Source organism: Amycolatopsis sp. NPDC005003, assembly GCF_053600695.1.
The window spans coordinates 1-16,692 of record NZ_JBSGAI010000023.1 but is presented as its reverse complement, the minus strand read 5'-3'; the positions used below and the strand labels follow the sequence as shown (position 1 = coordinate 16,692).

Genomic DNA, 16,692 nt, shown 5'->3' with positions numbered 1-16,692 from the left:
TCAACGGGTGGTTCTGTCTGGGATCCCAGACGTTAGGCTGAAGGCCATGGGCGAGAGCAGCGAGGTCCCGGCGCTGCGCCGCGGGCTGGCGGTGCTGAGCCTCCTGGCGACACGGCCGGGCCCGGTCACCGCGGCGGCCATCGCCCGGGAGGCCGGGCTTCCCCGCTCGACCACGTACCACCTGCTCAACGAGCTCGAAGCGGCCGGTTTCGTCGTGCACCTGCCCGCCGAACGCCGCTACGGCCTGGGCATCGCCGCCTTCGAGCTGGGCTCGGCCTACCTGCGCCACGATCCCCTGGAGCGCCTGGCCGGGCCGTTGCTGCGCAAGCTCGTCGACCGCGTCGGGCACACCGCCCACCTGGGCGTCCTGCACGGCAACGAGTCGCTGTACCTGATCAAGGAGCGCCCGGCCCGGCCGGAGACGCTGGTGACGGAGGTCGGCGTCCGGCTGCCGGCGCAGCTGACCGCGTCCGGCCGGGCGATTCTGCGGCACCTGCCGGCTCCCCACGTCCGGGCCCTGTTCCCCGCGGCCTCGGCGTTCGTGCTCCGCACCGGCCGCGGCCCGCGCACGCTGGCGGAGCTGCGCCGCACGCTCACCGCGGAACGCCGGCTCGGCTGGTCGGTCGAGGACGGCCACGTCACCGCGGGCTTCGCGTCGGTGGCCTGCCCGGTCTTCGACCACGGCGCCCGCCCGCTGGCCGCGATCAGCGTCACCCTGCGCCACCACTGCGCGGCGGAGCCGTGCACGCAGACGTGGCCGGACCTCGCGGCGGAGGTGGCGGCGACGGCGGCCGAGCTCACCACCCGCATCGGCGGCCACCCGGCCTGACGGCCGGCGCGGGCCGTCCGGGCGCCGGCGCTGCTGCGAACGGGGCAACTGTCACCGAACGGCTCGATTCCACTGCGGTGGGTGATTACCGTGACGGGGGCTGCGGTTTCGGGGGCACCGATGGATGACTCACGCGTGAAGAAGGTCGGTTTCGGTGCGGTGCTCGCCGTCGCCGAATTCCGGGCGATGTGGACTGCCGAGCTGCTGTCGATCTGCGGTGACCAGCTCGCCCGGGTCGCGCTCGCGGTCCTCGTCTTCCAGCGCACGTCGTCGGCCGCGCTGACCGGCCTCACCTACGCGCTGACGTACGTGCCGTCCCTGCTCGGCGGCATCCTGCTGGCCGGTGCGGGCGACCGGTGGCCGCGGCGGGACGTGATGGTCGCGGCCGACCTGGTGCGGGCCGCGCTGGTCGCCGTCATCGCGATCCCCGGCGTCCCGCTGTGGGTGCTGTGCGTGCTGGTCGCGGTGATGACGGCGCTCGGCGGGCCGTTCAAGGCGGCCCAGCAGGCGCTGCTGCCGTCGGTCCTCGAAGGCGAGCGGTACCTCGTCGGGATGGCCCTGCGGAACGTGACCATGCAGGGCGCGCAGCTGGCCGGGTTCGCCGGCGGCGGCGCGCTGATCGCCGCGTTCACCCCGTCCGCGGCGCTGGCCCTGGACGCGGCGACCTTTCTGCTTTCGGCGTTGTTCCTGGTCACCGGCGTCCGGCGGCGGGCGGCGATCGCGCAGGCGGTCCGGCCCGCGTGGCTTTCGACGACCGGTGCCGGCATCCGGCTGATCTGGCGCGACCCGGCGTTGCGGACGCTGGTGGCGCTCAACTGGCTGGCCGGGTTCTACGTCGTGCCGGAGGCGCTGGCCGCGCCGTACGCGGCCGGGATCGGCGCGGGCGCGACGCTGGTCGGGCTGCTGATGGCGGCCGACCCCGCGGGCAGCGTGCTCGGCGGCGTCGTGTTCGGCAAGTGGATCCCGGAGCGCGTGCAGCTCCGGGTGCTGGGCTGGCTGGGGATCGCGGCGGGGCTGCCGCTGGTGGTGTTCGTCTGCCGGCCCGGGCTGGTGGCGTCGGTGGCGCTGCTCGCGGTGTCCGGGCTGCTGGCGACCGGCTACAACATCCAGGGCACGGTCTCGTTCATGCGGCGGGTGCCCGACGAGCACCGCGCGCAGTGCGCGGGGGTCAATTCGGCGGGCCTGATCACCGTGCAGGGGGTCGGCGCGGCCGCGGCGGGCGGGCTGGCCGATGTGTTGGGCCCGGCGCACACCATCGCCGCGGCCGGGGCGGTGGGTGCCGCGGTGGCCGTGCCGATCGCGAGGGCGTGGCGCCGGGTCGGGCTGGAGGACCGATGACCTCAGTTGTCGCGTCCGCACATGGTGCGCCTCCCTTCGCGACCTCGGGCCGGACCGGTTCCGTCACCGGCCGGACACCATGAGTATGCGGACCGGGGGCGGGATTCCGCGCACCGGGCCGCGTATTCGTGACGTCCTCGTGGCACCACGGCGCTGGGTGCTGTGGCGTCAAGGTCCGCGGGTGATCGGCTACTGCCTGGTGAGCGAGGTGGTGGCGGTGGCGTTGACGCTGCGGCCGTCCCCGGTCGCGGTGGACCGCCGGACGCTGGCGATCCTGGGGGTGCTGCTGGTCCTCGGGGTGGTGCAGTCGGAGACGGGCCGGCGCGTGGAGCGGATCCGCCGTCGCGTGTCGGGGACGCCGCACATCAACATGACGTCGGTCTGGACGTTCGCCGGCGTGCTCCTGCTGCCGCCGCTCCTGCTGGCTGTCCTGGTCGGCGGCCTGTACGCGCACCTGGCGATCCGCAGCTGGTACCGCCTGCAGCGGGTCCCGGCCTCCCGCACGGTCAGCAACGCGGCGATCATCGTGCTCTCGTGCTACGCGGCCCAGTCGGTGCTGCGGCTTTCGGGCTTCCCCGACGTCCGCTCGGCGATGACGCACAGCTGGGCGGGGACGTTGGCGATCACGGCCGCGGGCGTGACGTTCTTCGCGGTGAACGCCCTCTTGGTGCTCCCGGCGCGCCGGGAAGTCGGCCGGACGCCCGAGGCCCTGTTCGGCACGTGGTCGGACAACGGCCTCGAGGTGGCGACGCTCTGCCTGGGTGCGCTGAACGCGGTGGCACTGGCGACGTTGCCGGGTCTGGTGGTGCTGGTGTTCCCGCCGTTGCTGCTGTTGCACCGGACGGTGCTGGTGAAGCAGCTGGAGGTGGCGGCCCACCGCGACGAGAAGACGGGGTTGTACAACACGAGCGGCTGGCACGCGCTGGCGGAGCGGACCTTGGCGGCGGCGTCCCGTCAGGGTTCGACGTTCGGGTTGCTGATGTTGGACTTGGATCACTTCAAGCAGGTGAACGACACGTACGGCCACCTGGCGGGCGACGCGGTGCTGAAGGCGGTGGCGCGGTCGATCATCTCGGCGGTCCGCGGCCGGGGCGATGCGGTGGGCCGTTTCGGCGGCGAGGAGTTCGTGGTGGTGTTGCCGGGGATCACCCAGTCGGACATCGGCCCGGTGGCGGAGCGGATCCGCCGGGCGATCAGCGCGTTGGAGGTCCCGGCGGGTCAGCTGTCGATCACGGGCTTGACGGTCTCGATCGGCATCGCGGTGTACCCCACGGCGGGGACGTCATTGCAGCGTTTGCTGGACGCGGCGGATACGGCGCTGTATCACGCGAAGGCGACGGGCCGGAACAAGGTGGTCCACGTCGCGGACCTGGTGTGATCAGGCGGTCTTGTGCCGCAGCCGCCCGGCGTCGAGCCCGAGCATGGCGAGCAGTTCGGCGCATTCCTGCGAGTCGGAGGAGTGGCCGGCCACGGTCAGGACGGCCCGATCGTTCTGTTCACCGAGCCGAACGGCCTCTTCGGCACGGATAACGCCCATCCGGCTGTCTTCATCGTTGGCAAGGGAGCTGCCACTGCGTCGGGCCCAGGTCATCTGGCCACCTACTTCCGGCCCCACGGGTGCAGGACCATTGGTCGGGTCCCCAGCATGACACTAACGAAAATTTCACCCACAAGTGGCCCCCACCACACCCCACAACCACCCCGAGCAGAACCGACCACCCACAAGCCGAACGGCCGGCCGCGAACGGAGTAACCACCTGCCCGGTCACCCCCCGAACGCAACCACCCGGCCTGACTCACCACCCAACACAACCACCCGGTCTGGCTCACCACCCGACACAACCACCCGGTCTGGCTCACCACCCGACACAACCACCCGGTCTGGCTCACCACCCAACGCAACCACCCGGTCTGACTCACCACCCAACGCAACCACCCGGGGGGGTCCAGGGGGGCGAAGCCCTCCCTGGCGGGGGCTTGGGGGTCCGACCCCCAAACAAACACCCGAGAACGAGAGAAGGCCCAGCCCCGAAGGGGCGTGGGCCTGCTCGTAGTGGAGGTGCCGGGAATTGAACCCGGGTCCTCTGGCGTATCAACAGGGCTTCTCCGTGCGCAGTCCGCTACGTCTCTGCTTGGCTCCCTCAGTCACGCGAACAAGCTGAGGTGACGAGCCCAGCCACTGTTTGCTTCACGGCTGTTCCCCGTGGCCGGGACAGTCGCTGAGCCTCCTAGCTGATGCCGGTACCCGGGCCGGAGGCGAACCCGGGCCGACAGAGTCGCACTCGCTCAGGCGGCGAGGGCGAACTCGCGCTGACTGGAGTCGGCGCTTATTTGGTTGCGATGACGCTTACGGTGGTCTCTCGCCTGCACCGGCACGCTTCTCCTGAATCAACGTCCAAAGTCGAAACCGTTCACCCCCTTGTTGGGTCGTACTCATCATAACGCCCGGCGCGATCGGTTTAGTCCGGGTGGTGGGGGTGGGGCCAGCCCTACCGCCGGGATGCCCGCTCGCACCATGTCGCCTCGAGGGCCGGAACGCGATGCTGGTGGAGCGTCGTGGGATGAAGGGAGCGCGGTGATGGTGAGCGAGAGGCGGGATCCGCCGTTCGGTGGTTCGGTGGTGTTCTTGCTGATGAACCTGCCGTTGGGGGTGCTGGCGTTCGGGTTCCTGACGGCTTTCGTCTCGGCTGGGGCGGGGACTGCCGTGGTCTGGGTCGGGGTGGGTCTGCTCGCCTTGGTCGTGCTCGCGGTGCGGGGGGCCGCGCGCTTGGAGCGGGCGCGGGTCTACGCGTTGCTGGATCGCTACATCGATCTGCCCTATCTGCCGTTGCCCGCCGGCAAGCAGGCCGAGCGGTGGAAGGGGCGGTTGAAGGATCCGTCGACGTGGCGGGATCTGACCTACTTCGCGCTGCTGTTCCCGGTGGGTCTGGTGGAGTTCGTGCTCGTGACGACGTTCTGGGCGACGAGCCTGGCGCTGGTGGGCCTGCCGGTCTACTTCCGGTGGTTGCCGGGCGGTGAGTACCGCTTCCCGGCCTGGGAGGTGCCGTGGTTGACCGTGGACTCCACCGTGGAGGCGCTACCGTGGGCGGCGCTGGGGGTGTTGTTCGTCGCGTTGTCGGTGGCGTTGACCAAGGCGCTGGCGGGCACGCACGCCCGGCTGGCGGACGCGCTGCTGGGGCCGACGGTGGCGCAGCGCCGCCGGATGGAGCGCTGGTGGGAAGACGCGGAAGAGAAGAACCTGGTGGCGGGATGAGCGAGGCGCAACAGCTGGAACACCCGCGGCCGCACCCGGCTCGCACGATCCTGTACATGATCGTCAGCTTCGTCTTCCGGCTCCTGCAGTTCGTGCTGATCGTGGTCGGTATCGCGGTGGGTGTGTCGACGGCGGTGGTCTGGGTCGGGTTCCCGATCCTGCTGGCGACGACGAGTTTCATCCGCTGGTCCGGCGACCGTGAGCGGAGCTGGGCGGGCGCGATGCTGGGTGTGCCGCTGCCGCCGGTGCAGCGGCGGCCGTACGAAGAGGGGCAGCCGCTGCTGCGGCGGTGGATGGTCCGGTTGAGCGACGCGACGACCTGGCGTGACCTGGCGTACCTGATGGCCGCGTTCCCGCTGGCGTGTGCGGAGTTCGCGATCGCGCTGGCGTCGATCGTGCTGCTGCCGATGGCGATCTGGGTGACGCCGTGGCTGGGCTGGCTGCACGGTGAGCTGGCGCTGGCGCTGCTGGGGCCGGACCGCACGAAGCGGCTGGAGCAGAAGGCCGAGCGGCTGCAGGCGTCGCGGGCCCGCGGGGTCGACGCCGCCGAGGCCGAACGCCGCCGCATCGAGCGTGACCTGCACGACGGCGCGCAGCAGCGGCTGGTGGCCGTCGCGATGAGCCTGGGGCGGGCGAAGTCGAAGTTCGACCAGGATCCGCAGGCGGTGCGGGACCTGATCGACGAGGCGCACTCGGACGCGAAGCTGGCGGTGTCGGAGCTGCGGGACCTGGCGCGCGGCATCTACCCGGCCGTGCTCGGTGACCGGGGGCTGGACGCGGCGCTGTCGGCGCAGGCGGCGAAGTCGCCGATCCCGGTGGACGTGTCGGTGGCCGTGGAGCCGCGTCCGCCGGCCGCGGTGGAGACGACGGCGTACTTCATCGTCGGCGAAACGCTGACGAACATCGCGAAGCACTCCGGAGCGACCGAAGCGGGCGTGAAGGTGTGGCGGACCGACGACCACGTCGTCGTCGAGATCACCGACAACGGCCACGGCGGCGCCGAAGTGCGCCCCGGCGGCGGGCTGGCCGGCCTGGCCGACCGCGCCGCGACGATCGACGGCGTGATCACCGTGGTCAGCCCGGTGGGCGGGCCGACCGTGATCCGGGCTGACCTCCCCTGCCAATGGTGAATAAGCTGGCTCCCGTTCATCCACGAGCTTGGGGGCCGGATGCGGGTAGTCATCGCCGAGGACGCCGTGCTGCTGCGGGCCGGGGTGACCCGCCTGCTCGCCGACGAGGGCATCGAGACGGCGGCGGCCGTCGACAACGGCGACGACCTGCTCGGCGCGGTCAAGGAACACCGGCCTGACCTGGCGATCGTCGACGTCCGGATGCCGCCGACGTTCACCGACGAGGGCCTGCGGGCGGCGCTGGCGGCGCGCAAGGAGATCCCCGGGCTGCCGGTGCTGGTGCTGTCGCAGTACGTGGAGGAGTCGTACGCGGTGGAGCTGCTCTCGGGCGGCGCCGGCGGCGTCGGCTACCTGCTGAAGGAGCGCGTGGCCGACGTCGCGGACTTCCTGGACGCGGTCCGCCGCGTCGCGAACGGCGGCACGGCGATCGACCCGGACGTGATCGCCCAGCTGATGGCCCGCGGCCGCCGCAACCCCCTGGACGCGCTGACGGCCCGCGAATCCGAGGTCCTCGGCCTGATGGCGCAGGGCCTGTCGAACACGGCGATCGCGAACTCGCTCGTCGTTTCGCACGGCGCGGTCGAGAAGCACATCGGCAACATCTTCTCGAAACTCGGGCTCGAAGCCAGCGCGGAAGAACACCGCCGCGTCCGCGCGGTGTTGACCTACCTGGGTCGTTGAGCAACGGAGGGTGACCACGACTCCCGTAGGGTGGACACCGGGTCACCCGTTCCGCGGGCGGCACCCGGGTGAGCGCTCACCTACCATGAGCGGACCCGCCGAGGAGAGGAGTGCGCAGATGTCCGACGAGACCCGCTGCGTCCGCTTCTTCGGCGGCCCGCTCGACGGCCGCGTCCAGGAGCTCGGGGACGCGGAGCCCATTCCCGGCACCGTCATCCGGCACATCCACCTGCACGGCGGCCCGAAGATCGAGACGCGCTACGAGCTCGGCCTCACCGAGCACGGCTGGGAGTACCGCCTCGCCGCCGCGCAGCACGAACCCGAGCCCGACGGCCTGCGCTAGTAGGGGAAACCCCCGTATCCGCCGGGGGTGAACAGGACCCCGAAGAGTCCGGGCAGCACCGCTGTTTCCCCAGGTCGAACCGGCCAGGCTGAACAGCATGCACACGAGCCGGGACAGGTTTCTCGACGTCGTCCGGGCGGGGGCCATCCTCGCCGTCATCGCGCAGCACTGGATCATGCCGGTGCTCTCCTACTCCGACGGGCAGCTCGCCACCGGCAACGCACTGGCCACGCCGGGCTGGTGGGTCGTCACCTGGCTCAGCCAGGTCATGCCCTTGGTCTTCTTCGCCGGCGGCGCGGCGAACCTGATCTCCTTCCGCCGTGCCGCGTCCACCCGGCAGTGGCTCGCCGGGCGCATCAAGCGGCTGATGGCGCCGGTGCTGCCGCTGCTGGCGGTCTGGCTGATCGTGCCGGACTTCCTGCGCGGCCTGGGCGTCCCGCCGCAGCCGGTGCAGGTCGGCAGCGCGATCGCCGCGCAGCTGCTGTGGTTCCTCGCGGTGTACGTGCTCGTCGTGCTGCTCACGCCGCTCATGGTGGCCGCGCACCGGCGCTGGGGCCTGAAGGTGCCGCTCGTGATGGGCGCGGCGGGCATCCTCGTCGACGTCGCGCGCTTCAACGACTTCGGTTACGTCGGTTACGCCAACGCGATCTTCGTCTGGGTCGCCGTGCACCAGCTGGGCTTCCACTACGTCGAAGGGCGCCTCGGCTCGCTGACCCGCCGCGGCGCGCTGACGCTGTCCGCCGCCGGGTTCGGCGTCACCGCGTTGATGGTCGCGTTCGGACCGTACCCGGCCAGCATGATCGGCATGCCGGGCGCGCCGGTGTCGAACATGAGCCCGCCGACCGTGCTGCTCGCCTTCCTCGCCGTCGGCCAGATCGGCCTGCTGCTGGCCTTCCGCCCGCAGCTCAACGCGCTCGCGGCGCGACCCGGCGTCGGCGACGCCCTCGGCTGGCTGGGCGCGCGGTTCATGAGCGTCTACCTCTGGCACATGCCGGCGCTGGTCGTCGTGGCGGGGGTGACGGTGTACGGCCTCGGCTACGAGACCCCGGCGCCGGGCACGGTGTTCTGGCTGGTCATGGCGCCGGCGTGGTTCGCGGCGTGCGGGATGGTGCTGCTCGGCCTGCTGCGGCTGTTCGCGCACTTCGAGATGCAGCGCGACGCCGGCGAACTCACCGCCAGGACGCCGCAGCTGGTCGTGGCCGGGCTGATGATCTCGGGTGGTCTGCTCGGCCTGGCGGCACACGGGTTCGCCCCGCTCTCGGACGGCATCGCCCGCGGCCCGGTGCCGTGGGTGGTGCTGGCGACGGCCGGATTCGTGCTGGCGGGCAAGCAGCTCCCGGTGGTCGACCTGCTGGGCCGCGCGGTCACCGTGACCGAACGCGCGACGCTGCGCCGGTGAAAGCCGGGCGGTCGTCGAAAAGCTAGGCGCCGAGCAGGCGCAGCGGGGTGTCGTGCAGCACCGCCCGCAGGAACGGCTCTCCCAGGCGATCGTCGGCTGCCGCCCAGCCGGCGATCGCCTGCAGCTGCGTCACGTACGGGTACGGGATGTTCGGGAAGTCCGTGCCGAGCACCACCCGGTCGGCGTACGCGGCCAGCCGCGCGGTCCAGTCCGGCGGCAGCGGCGACATCGCCTCGGCGAACGGCACGCCCACCATCGTGGTGTCCAGGTGCACCCGCGGGTACTTCGCCATCAGCTCGAACGCCGTCCCGAACTCCGGCATCGCCGCGTGCGCGAGCACCGCCGTCAGCTTCGGGTGCCTCGCCAGCACCTCCCCGAAGACCGACAACCCGGTGAAGTCGCCCCGCAACGGACCGTGTCCACAGTGGACGACGACCGGGACACCGGCGTCGGCCAGCGCACCCCAGACCGGGGTCAGCAGGTCGTCACGCGGGTCGTACGCACCGACCTGCACGTGCGCCTTGAACACCCGGGCGCCGGCGCGCAACGCACCGTCCACAGCGGACCCGGCGCCGGGCTCGGGGTAGAACGTCCCGGTCGGCACCGCGTCCGGGACCCGGGCGGCGAACTCGAGCGCCCAGCCGGTCAGCCACTCCGCCATCCCCGGCTTGTGCGGGTAGACCAGCGGCGCGAAGCGGGTGACACCGAGCGAGCGCAGCGTCTCCAGCCGTTCCTCTTCGGACGTCCGGTAGTGCACCGGCCACTCGGTGCCGTAGTGCGTCGAGGCCCGGTCGAAGTACGCCCAGACCTTGTCCATCACCGGCTTGGGCAGGAAGTGGACGTGCAGGTCGACCAGGCCCGGCAGGCCCAGCGACGCCGTCCAGCGAGCGACGTCCGCATCGGCGGCCGGGCCGGGCGTCACTCCGTGAACCGGCCCTTCAGCGCGCGGCCCATCGCCTTCCTGATGTCGCGATCCGCGTCCCGCTTGGCGAGCGCCTGCCGCTTGTCGTAGGCCTTCTTGCCCTGGGCCAGGGCGATCTCGACCTTGACCTTGCCGTCCTTGAAGTACATCGACAGCGGCACCAGGGAGAGCCCGCTCTCCTTGGTCTTGCCGATGAGCTTCTCGATCTCCCGCCGGTGCAGCAGCAGCTTCCGGGTGCGCCGCGGCGTGTGGTTGGTCCACGTGCCCTGCGTGTACTCCGGGATGTGCACGTTGCGCAGCCACACTTCGCCGTCGTCGACCGTCGCGAACGCGTCCGCCAGGGACGCCTTGCCCTCGCGCAGGCTCTTGACCTCGGTGCCGACGAGCACGAGACCGCACTCGTAGGTGTCGAGGATGGAGTAGTCGTGCCGCGCCTTGCGGTTCGACACGATCACCTTCTGGCCACGTTCCTTGGGCATACGACCACTCTACGTGATTCTCGAAGCTGCCAGCAGCCGGTTTACTAGTGCCGGACGTACAGCCGCAGCGTGACGTAACCGGTGATGGCGGAGATCAGCACGGACACCCCGAGCAGGATCGGCGCGACCGGGAACAGCAGTTCCAGCGTGGTGATCTTCGGGAAGACGTCGCCGGTGAACACCGAGTCGAGGAAGCTCACCTTGGTGAGCACCAGCATGACGATCCCGAGGACCGCACCGACCACGCCGGCGACCACCGCCTCCAGGAGGAACGGCAGCTGCGTGTACCACCGCGTGGCGCCGACCAGCCGCATGATGCCGACCTCGGTGCGCCGGGTGAACGCGGACACCTGGATCGTGTTGGCGATCAGCAGCAGCGCGGCGACGGCCATGATGAGCGCGGCGCCGAAGGCCATGTTGCGGACGCCGTTGAAGGCGTTGAACACGCGGTCGAGGAACTTCTTCTGGTCGTCGACCTTCCGCACGCCGGGCTTGTTCGCGTACTCCTGCACGATCGCGTCGCTGCGGTCCGGGTCCTTCAGCTTCACGTGCAGCGACGCGGGCAGCGACTCGGGGCCGGTGAGCGCGATCAGCTCCGGCTGGCTCTCGAAGATCTTCTTGAACCGGTCGAAGGCCTGGTCGCGGTTCTCGAACACGACCGACTCGACACCGTTGTTGCTCTGCAGCGAGGTCCGCAGCGTCTGGCACAGCGACTGGGTGCAGTTCTTGTCGCTCGCGCTGATGTCGTCGGTGAGGTAGACGGAAACCTCGACGTCGGCGAGGAAGTTGGACTTCATCTTGTCGATCGTCCGCACGGCGAGGAGGCCGCCACCGAGCATGGCGAGCGACACGGCCGTGGTCAGCATCATCGCGATGGTCATCGTGACGTTCCGGCGCAGGCCGGTGACTACCTCACTGAAGACGAAACTGGCGCGCATGGCGGGTGCAGGTCCTTGGGGTCGGGGTCGGTGCGGGGTGGACGGGGTCTCAGCGACCGATGCCGTAGACGCCGCGGGCGTCGTCGCGGATCACCCGGCCGAGCTGCAGCTCGACGACTCGGCGCCGCATGGAGTCCACGATGGAGTGATCGTGGGTGGCCATCAGGACGGTGGTGCCGGTGCGGTTGATCCGCTCCAGCAGCAGCATGATGTCCTGGCTGGTGTCGGGGTCCAGGTTGCCCGTCGGTTCGTCGGCGAGCAGCACCAGCGGGCGGTTCACGAAGGCGCGCGCGATCGCGACGCGCTGCTGCTCACCACCGGAGAGCTCGTTGGGGAGCCGGTCCGCCTTGCCGTCGAGGCCGACGAGCTCCAGCACCTCGGGGACGACCTTCTTGATGGTCGGGCCCGGCTTGCCGATGACCTCGAGGGCGAACGCGACGTTCTCCGCGACGGTCTTGTTCGCGAGCAGCCGGAAGTCCTGGAAGACGCAGCCGATGGTCTGCCGCAGGCGCGGGACCCTGCGGCGGGCCAGCTTGGCGACGTCGAAGTTGGACACCATCACGCGGCCCTTGCTGGGCGTCTCTTCGCGCAGCAGCAGCCGGAGGAAGGTCGACTTCCCCGATCCCGAGGGACCGATGAGGAAGACGAACTCACCCTTTTCGATGTCGACGGACACCCGCTCGAGCGCGGGCCGCGTCGAGGTCTTGTAGACCTTGGAAACCTCTTCGAGCCGGATCACGATTCGGCATACTACCCACCGGTCTCGTGAAGCCCCGGTTGCCCGGTGCACCCGGGTGGAGCAACGGGCGTTTGCGCACGGTGAGCGGTCAGGCCGCCACCGCGCGCACCCGGCTCACGCCGTCTGCATCCGCCAGCGGATGCCGGCGTCGAGGAAGCCGTCGATGTCACCGTCGAGCACCGCGGACGGGTTGCCGACCTCGAACTCGGTCCGCAGGTCCTTCACCATCTGGTACGGGTGCAGCACGTAGGAGCGCATCTGGTTGCCCCAGCTGGAGCCGCTGTCCTTGAGCGCGTCCATCTCCTTGCGCTCTTCTTCCTTCTTGCGCTGCAGCAGCCGGGACTGGAGGACCTTCATCGCGGCCGCCTTGTTCTGCAGCTGCGACTTCTCGTTCTGGCAGGAGACGACGATGTTCGTCGGGATGTGCGTGATGCGCACCGCACTGTCGGTGGTGTTGACGCTCTGGCCACCGGGGCCCGAGGAGCGGTAGACGTCGACCCGGATGTCCTTTTCCGGGATGTCGACGTGGTCGACCTCTTCGACCTCGGGCAGCACCTCGACGTGCGCGAACGACGTCTGGCGGCGGCTCTGGTTGTCGAACGGCGAGATCCGGACGAGCCGGTGGGTGCCCTGCTCGACGGAGAGGGTGCCGTAGACGTAGGGGGCGCTGACCTTGAACGTCGCCGACTTGATGCCCGCCTCTTCGGCGTAGGAGATGTCGTAGACGTCGGTCGGGTAGCTGTGGCGCTCCGCCCAGCGCAGGTACATGCGCAGGAGCATCTCGGCGAAGTCGGCCGCGTCGACGCCGCCGGCCTCGGAGCGGATGGTGACGACGGCGTTGCGGTCGTCGTACTCGCCCGAGAGCAGGGTGCGGACCTCGAGCGTGTCGATGGCCTTGCCGAGGTCGGCGAGCTCGGCTTCGGCCTCGCCCAGGCTGCCGGAGTCGCCTTCGGCCTCGGCGAGCTCGTACAGCACGCCGAGGTCGTCGAGCCGCTGGCGCAGGTCGGAGACCCGGCGCAGCTCGCCCTGCCGGTGGGACAGCTGGCTGGTGACCTTCTGCGCCGCCTCCGGGTCGTCCCAGAGGGTGGGGCTCGAGGCCTGCTGCTCCAGGTCGGCCACCTGGGCACGCAGCGCATCCAGGTCCATCACCGACTCGATCTGCGTCAGCTTGCCGGTCAGGTCCCTCAGTGCCGCGTCGAACTCATCACTCACGTTTGTCAAGGTTACGGCAAAACCCGCGACCGGTTGCGAGGACCGGTCGCGGGCGCGCGAACCTCAGGCCGCGGGGATGGCGTCGAGCAGCTTCAGCGCGGCCTTGGCCTGGGCTTGGGCGAACTCGGCGACCGCCTTTTCGTACGGCCCTTCGGCCGCCTTGGTGGCCGCCCTGGCGTCGTCGAGCTGCTGGCTGTAGCTCGACCGGGCCGACTCGAGCAGCGTCTGGCGCTGCTTCGCGGTCAGCGACCCCGCGTGCACGAGCCGCAGGATGAGCGGGCTGCGCAGGTGGTCGGGGCCGGCCTCGGACGTCAGCCAGGCCTTGAAGGCCTTCTTGCCGGCGGCGGTGATCAGGTACTGCTGGCTGGAGCGCGGGCCCTGCTTGCCGAGCCGGACGAGGCCTTCCTTGGACAGCGCCGGGAGCTCCCGGTACACCTGGCTGCGGGTGACGCTGAAGAAGGCACCGAACCGCTCTCCGGCTCCGGCGACGAGCTGCCCGCCGGTGGCGGGACCGTCGTGGAGCAGACCGAGCAGGGCGGCGGCTGTTGCATTCAATTCGGACACGTCCCCTAGATTCCCACTTATCGGCCGCTGTGTCCACAGTGGTCAGCGGATCTGTCCATTGTGGCTAGTGAGATCCCCTCGTTCGGCCCAATCCGGCCCGGGTCCACTGTGGACCTGAATACGCTCTGCAACCGCTCCCAGGATTTTTTGGTCCAACCAGACGCACGCGGGCCACCCCGGCAACCTCCAGGCAGGTGAGTTCGACGGGCGGCGATCCCCGGCTTGGCGCACCGCGAACACGCACCGCAACCACCCGCTACCGGCGTCCGAATCACGGGATTCGTAGCGAATGACTCCCCCCGCAGGGGATCCGAGAGGGCAGAGCCCCTCTTGGCCGAGGTTTGGGAGTTCGACCCCAATACAAAACGAAAGAGGCGTGTACGAACATTTTCCGTTCGTACACGCCTCTGACCACTGTAGCGGGGACAGGATTTGAACCTGCGACCTCTGGGTTATGAGCCCAGCGAGCTACCGAGCTGCTCCACCCCGCGCCGTTTTGGTACTTCAATAGATTACACGGGGTCGCCAGCGGGTTTTCACCGGGGTCCCGAAACGCTCTGACCTGCCCTTACGCCGTCTCGAGCCACTGACGGGCTCCACTGAGGACCATGGCCAGCCCGTCCTCGAACCGGGCGTCGGCGTCGCCCAGTATCGCCTCCCCCGCCGACTCCCGATAGCGCTCGTCGAACTCACCCGGCATCGGCCGCACAGCCTGCTCCTCGATCACGTAGCCGATGACGAAGCAGTAGACGGTGAAGGTCGCCCGGCCTGCTCGTTGCTCGTCCAAACCGGCTTCGATGCTCCGGCGCAGCGGGTGCTCGCCGACCAGGCTCGTGTCACCGAGGTAGGTGCCGGCGAAAACCTTCCCGCCGTCGCGGTAGGCGAGCATCATCCGCCGCAGCGCGCGGGCACTGTGCGCAGCAGCCTCCCACTCCCCCAGCGACGCCGGCGGCCGCCGATCGGCCACGGAGTCGCGGTACATCTGCGTCGCCATCTCGTCGAGAAGCTCCTGCTTGTTCTTCATGTGCCAGTACAGGGCGGGGGCCTTGACCCCGAGGTCCGCGGCGATCAGCCGGAGCGTGAGCCCGTTGAGGCCCACTTCGTTGAGCAGCTTCAGCCCGGACCGAGCAATGTTCTCCCTGGTCAGAGCCATGTTCTGGCACCCCTTCCGTGATCACGCTTGACAATTTAACGATGTTAAGGCCATCCTGGGGTCCGGTCAATTTAACGTTGTTAAGGAGCTGGGGATGCGGGAGCTGACTGCGGAGGTGGTCGTCGCCGGCGCGGGCCCGACGGGCTTGATGCTGGCGAACGAGCTGGCACTGGCCGGAGTGGACACGGTGGTGCTCGAGCGGATGCACGAGCGAACGGGTTTGTCGAAGGCCCTGAACCTCCAACCGCGCACGGCGGAAGTCCTGGATCTGCGGGGTTTGCTGCCCCGGGCGAAGGACCGCGCGTTCGCGACTGTCGCGGACGGACACTTCGCGGTGATTCCGGTGCCCTACACGGGCTGGGACACCCGCCACCCCTACCAGCTGGGCATTCCGCAGGCGGAGGTGGAGGCGGCCTTGGAGGAGCGCTTGGCGGAGCAGGGGGTGCGGGTGCGGCGGGGGCTCGAGCTGACCGGCTTCACCCAGGACGCGGAAGGCGTCACGATCACCGCCGGCGAGCTACGGATCCGTGCGCGGTACCTGGTGGGTTGCGACGGTGGCCGGAGCACTGTCCGCAAGGCACTGGGCATGCGGTTCGAGGGTATCGAGGGCCAGGGCCACGGAGTGGCGGCGGACGTGCTGTTCAAGGCGACCCCGCCGGGGGCGCCCACCCAGTGGCGTTCGATGACGAACATGGTCACGTCCGGAAGCCCGGGCAAGTTCATCGGCGTGATCCCCCTGGCCGAGCCGAACCTGTACCGGATCAGCTTCGGAGATCGCCTGAACCGCCCGCCGGACCTGCGGGCCGAGGTCGCCGACGCCGAAGTCCGGCGAGCGGTCACCGATCGTTTCGGCCCGGAAGCGGAGATCGCGGAGATCCGCTGGGCGTCCCGGTTCTCGGACGACAGCCGTCTGGCCGCGAGCTACCAGGTGGGCCGGGTCCTCCTGGCGGGAGACGCGGCGCACACGCACTTCCCGGCGGGAGGGCAGGGTCTCAACCTGGGCATCCAGGACGCGATGAACCTGGGCTGGAAACTGGCCGCAACCTTGAAGAACCGAGCCCCGGCAACGCTCCTGGGCACGTACGAACAGGAGCGCCGCACGGTGGCGAAGGAAGTCCTGGACAACATCGCGGCCCAGAACGCCCTGATCCCCACAACCCCGAACCAACTGGCCTTGAGAGCCCTCTTCAGAGACCTGACAGCCCTCCCCGAAGTCCAGCACCACCTCTCAGGCATGGTGTCGGGCCTCAACATCCGCTACGCATCGGAAGATCCCCACCCGGCGGCAGGCACACGTCTCCCGGACATCGAGACCCCGAGCGGCCCGGCAAGCACCTTATTCCACAAAGGAAACTGGGTCCTGCTGACAAAAACCCCCACACCAACCCCCCACACAGAGGTACTCGTAGCAGAGATCCCAGAACTCCCCTGGCCCGACCTGGAAAAGGTCCTGGTCCGCCCGGACGGCTACATAGCCAACACAACAGGCACAACAAAAGCCTGGCTGACCAACACCAACACCAACGCCCAACCCTCGCCGGCCTGAATCACCAACACACGGAGCCACACACCGGGGGGTCCAGGGGCGGCGAAGCCCCCCTGGCGGGGGTCTGGGGGTTCGACCCCCAGAAGACAATGCGAAAGAGGGGTGTGCGGACGCTTTCCGTCCGCACACATAGGGAGAGCGTGGGGGTGGGGAAGAGTGTGAGATT

The 16,692-nt window shown here is 69.8% G+C and carries 17 protein-coding genes, 1 tRNA gene and 1 other RNA gene; 9 read left to right on the top strand and 10 right to left on the bottom strand.

Features of this window, described 5'->3' with window-relative positions; translation table 11 throughout:
* Nucleotides 1–46: 46 nt before the first annotated feature.
* From ACWED2_RS25410 to ACWED2_RS25400, 3 genes are all read left to right on the top strand, one after another.
* The gene (locus tag ACWED2_RS25410) at nt 47–829 is read left to right on the top strand and encodes an IclR family transcriptional regulator (protein WP_449692977.1); all 783 of its coding nucleotides are present in this window, start codon (nt 47–49) and stop codon (nt 827–829) included.
* Between the two features lie 120 nt (nt 830–949).
* Nucleotides 950–2,167, top strand: coding sequence for an MFS transporter (locus ACWED2_RS25405; RefSeq protein ID WP_449692976.1), 1,218 nt, complete (start codon nt 950–952; stop codon nt 2,165–2,167).
* 139 nt (nt 2,168–2,306) lie between these two features.
* Nucleotides 2,307–3,545, top strand: a complete 1,239-nt coding sequence (locus tag ACWED2_RS25400; protein WP_449693107.1) for a diguanylate cyclase — start codon at nt 2,307–2,309, stop codon at nt 3,543–3,545.
* Here ACWED2_RS25400 and ACWED2_RS25395 read toward each other — a convergent pair whose 3' ends face one another.
* Together ACWED2_RS25395 and ssrA are read right to left on the bottom strand one after the other, a co-directional pair.
* The gene (locus ACWED2_RS25395; RefSeq protein WP_449692975.1) at nt 3,546–3,758 is read right to left on the bottom strand and encodes a hypothetical protein; all 213 of its coding nucleotides are present in this window, start codon (nt 3,756–3,758) and stop codon (nt 3,546–3,548) included.
* A 460-nt stretch (nt 3,759–4,218) separates the two neighbouring features.
* Nucleotides 4,219–4,586, bottom strand: a transfer-messenger RNA (tmRNA) gene (gene ssrA, locus ACWED2_RS25390).
* Nucleotides 4,587–4,745: 159 nt separating this feature from the next.
* On the opposite strand from ssrA, the gene ACWED2_RS25385 reads away from it, so the two are divergent.
* The 5 genes from ACWED2_RS25385 to ACWED2_RS25365 all read left to right on the top strand — a co-directional run bounded on the left by ACWED2_RS25385 (nt 4,746) and on the right by ACWED2_RS25365 (nt 8,973).
* On the top strand, nt 4,746–5,420 hold the full coding sequence (locus tag ACWED2_RS25385; RefSeq protein ID WP_449693106.1) for a sensor domain-containing protein: 675 nt from the start codon (nt 4,746–4,748) through the stop codon (nt 5,418–5,420).
* Nucleotides 5,417–6,550, top strand: coding sequence for a sensor histidine kinase (locus ACWED2_RS25380; RefSeq protein ID WP_449692974.1), 1,134 nt, complete (start codon nt 5,417–5,419; stop codon nt 6,548–6,550). The genes ACWED2_RS25385 and ACWED2_RS25380 overlap by 4 nt, the downstream gene beginning before the upstream one ends.
* 39 nt (nt 6,551–6,589) lie before the next feature.
* A complete protein-coding gene (locus ACWED2_RS25375) occupies nt 6,590–7,231 on the top strand; it encodes a response regulator transcription factor (protein ID WP_086864789.1) in 642 nt (213 codons plus the stop codon).
* Between the two features lie 118 nt (nt 7,232–7,349).
* Nucleotides 7,350–7,574 (top strand): hypothetical protein, encoded by a 225-nt coding sequence (locus ACWED2_RS25370; protein WP_449692973.1) that lies wholly within the window; start codon nt 7,350–7,352, stop codon nt 7,572–7,574.
* Nucleotides 7,575–7,671: 97 nt separating this feature from the next.
* Nucleotides 7,672–8,973, top strand: a complete 1,302-nt coding sequence (locus ACWED2_RS25365; RefSeq protein WP_449692972.1) for an acyltransferase family protein — start codon at nt 7,672–7,674, stop codon at nt 8,971–8,973.
* 22 nt (nt 8,974–8,995) lie between these two features.
* Here the strand turns inward: ACWED2_RS25365 and ACWED2_RS25360 are convergent, their stop codons facing one another.
* From ACWED2_RS25360 to ACWED2_RS25325, 8 genes are all read right to left on the bottom strand, one after another.
* Entirely contained in the window at nt 8,996–9,895 is a 900-nt protein-coding gene (locus tag ACWED2_RS25360) for an amidohydrolase family protein (protein WP_449692971.1), read from the bottom strand.
* Nucleotides 9,892–10,374, bottom strand: a complete 483-nt coding sequence (smpB, locus tag ACWED2_RS25355) for an SsrA-binding protein SmpB (RefSeq protein ID WP_086683555.1) — start codon at nt 10,372–10,374, stop codon at nt 9,892–9,894. The genes ACWED2_RS25360 and smpB overlap by 4 nt, the downstream gene beginning before the upstream one ends.
* 44 nt (nt 10,375–10,418) lie before the next feature.
* Complete coding sequence (gene ftsX / locus ACWED2_RS25350; protein WP_449666781.1) at nt 10,419–11,312, bottom strand: permease-like cell division protein FtsX; 894 nt, start codon at nt 11,310–11,312, stop codon at nt 10,419–10,421.
* Between the two features lie 49 nt (nt 11,313–11,361).
* Nucleotides 11,362–12,051: a cell division ATP-binding protein FtsE gene (gene ftsE / locus ACWED2_RS25345; protein ID WP_003082104.1), complete on the bottom strand. Its 690-nt coding sequence runs from the start codon at nt 12,049–12,051 to the stop codon at nt 11,362–11,364.
* 114 nt (nt 12,052–12,165) lie between these two features.
* Nucleotides 12,166–13,263, bottom strand: coding sequence for a peptide chain release factor 2 (gene prfB, locus ACWED2_RS25340; RefSeq protein WP_449692970.1), 1,098 nt, complete (start codon nt 13,261–13,263; stop codon nt 12,166–12,168).
* Nucleotides 13,264–13,326: 63 nt separating this feature from the next.
* Nucleotides 13,327–13,827 carry a PadR family transcriptional regulator gene (locus ACWED2_RS25335; protein WP_003082108.1) on the bottom strand — a complete coding sequence of 167 codons (501 nt, stop codon included), beginning with the start codon at nt 13,825–13,827 and terminating at the stop codon, nt 13,327–13,329.
* A gap of 417 nt (nt 13,828–14,244) precedes the next feature.
* Nucleotides 14,245–14,318 (bottom strand) — tRNA-Met (locus tag ACWED2_RS25330).
* Between the two features lie 77 nt (nt 14,319–14,395).
* On the bottom strand, nt 14,396–14,980 hold the full coding sequence (locus tag ACWED2_RS25325) for a TetR/AcrR family transcriptional regulator C-terminal domain-containing protein (protein ID WP_449692969.1): 585 nt from the start codon (nt 14,978–14,980) through the stop codon (nt 14,396–14,398).
* Between the two features lie 94 nt (nt 14,981–15,074).
* On the opposite strand from ACWED2_RS25325, the gene ACWED2_RS25320 reads away from it, so the two are divergent.
* Nucleotides 15,075–16,526 carry an FAD-dependent monooxygenase gene (locus ACWED2_RS25320; protein ID WP_449692968.1) on the top strand — a complete coding sequence of 484 codons (1,452 nt, stop codon included), beginning with the start codon at nt 15,075–15,077 and terminating at the stop codon, nt 16,524–16,526.
* The last annotated feature ends 166 nt before the right edge of the window (nt 16,527–16,692 follow it).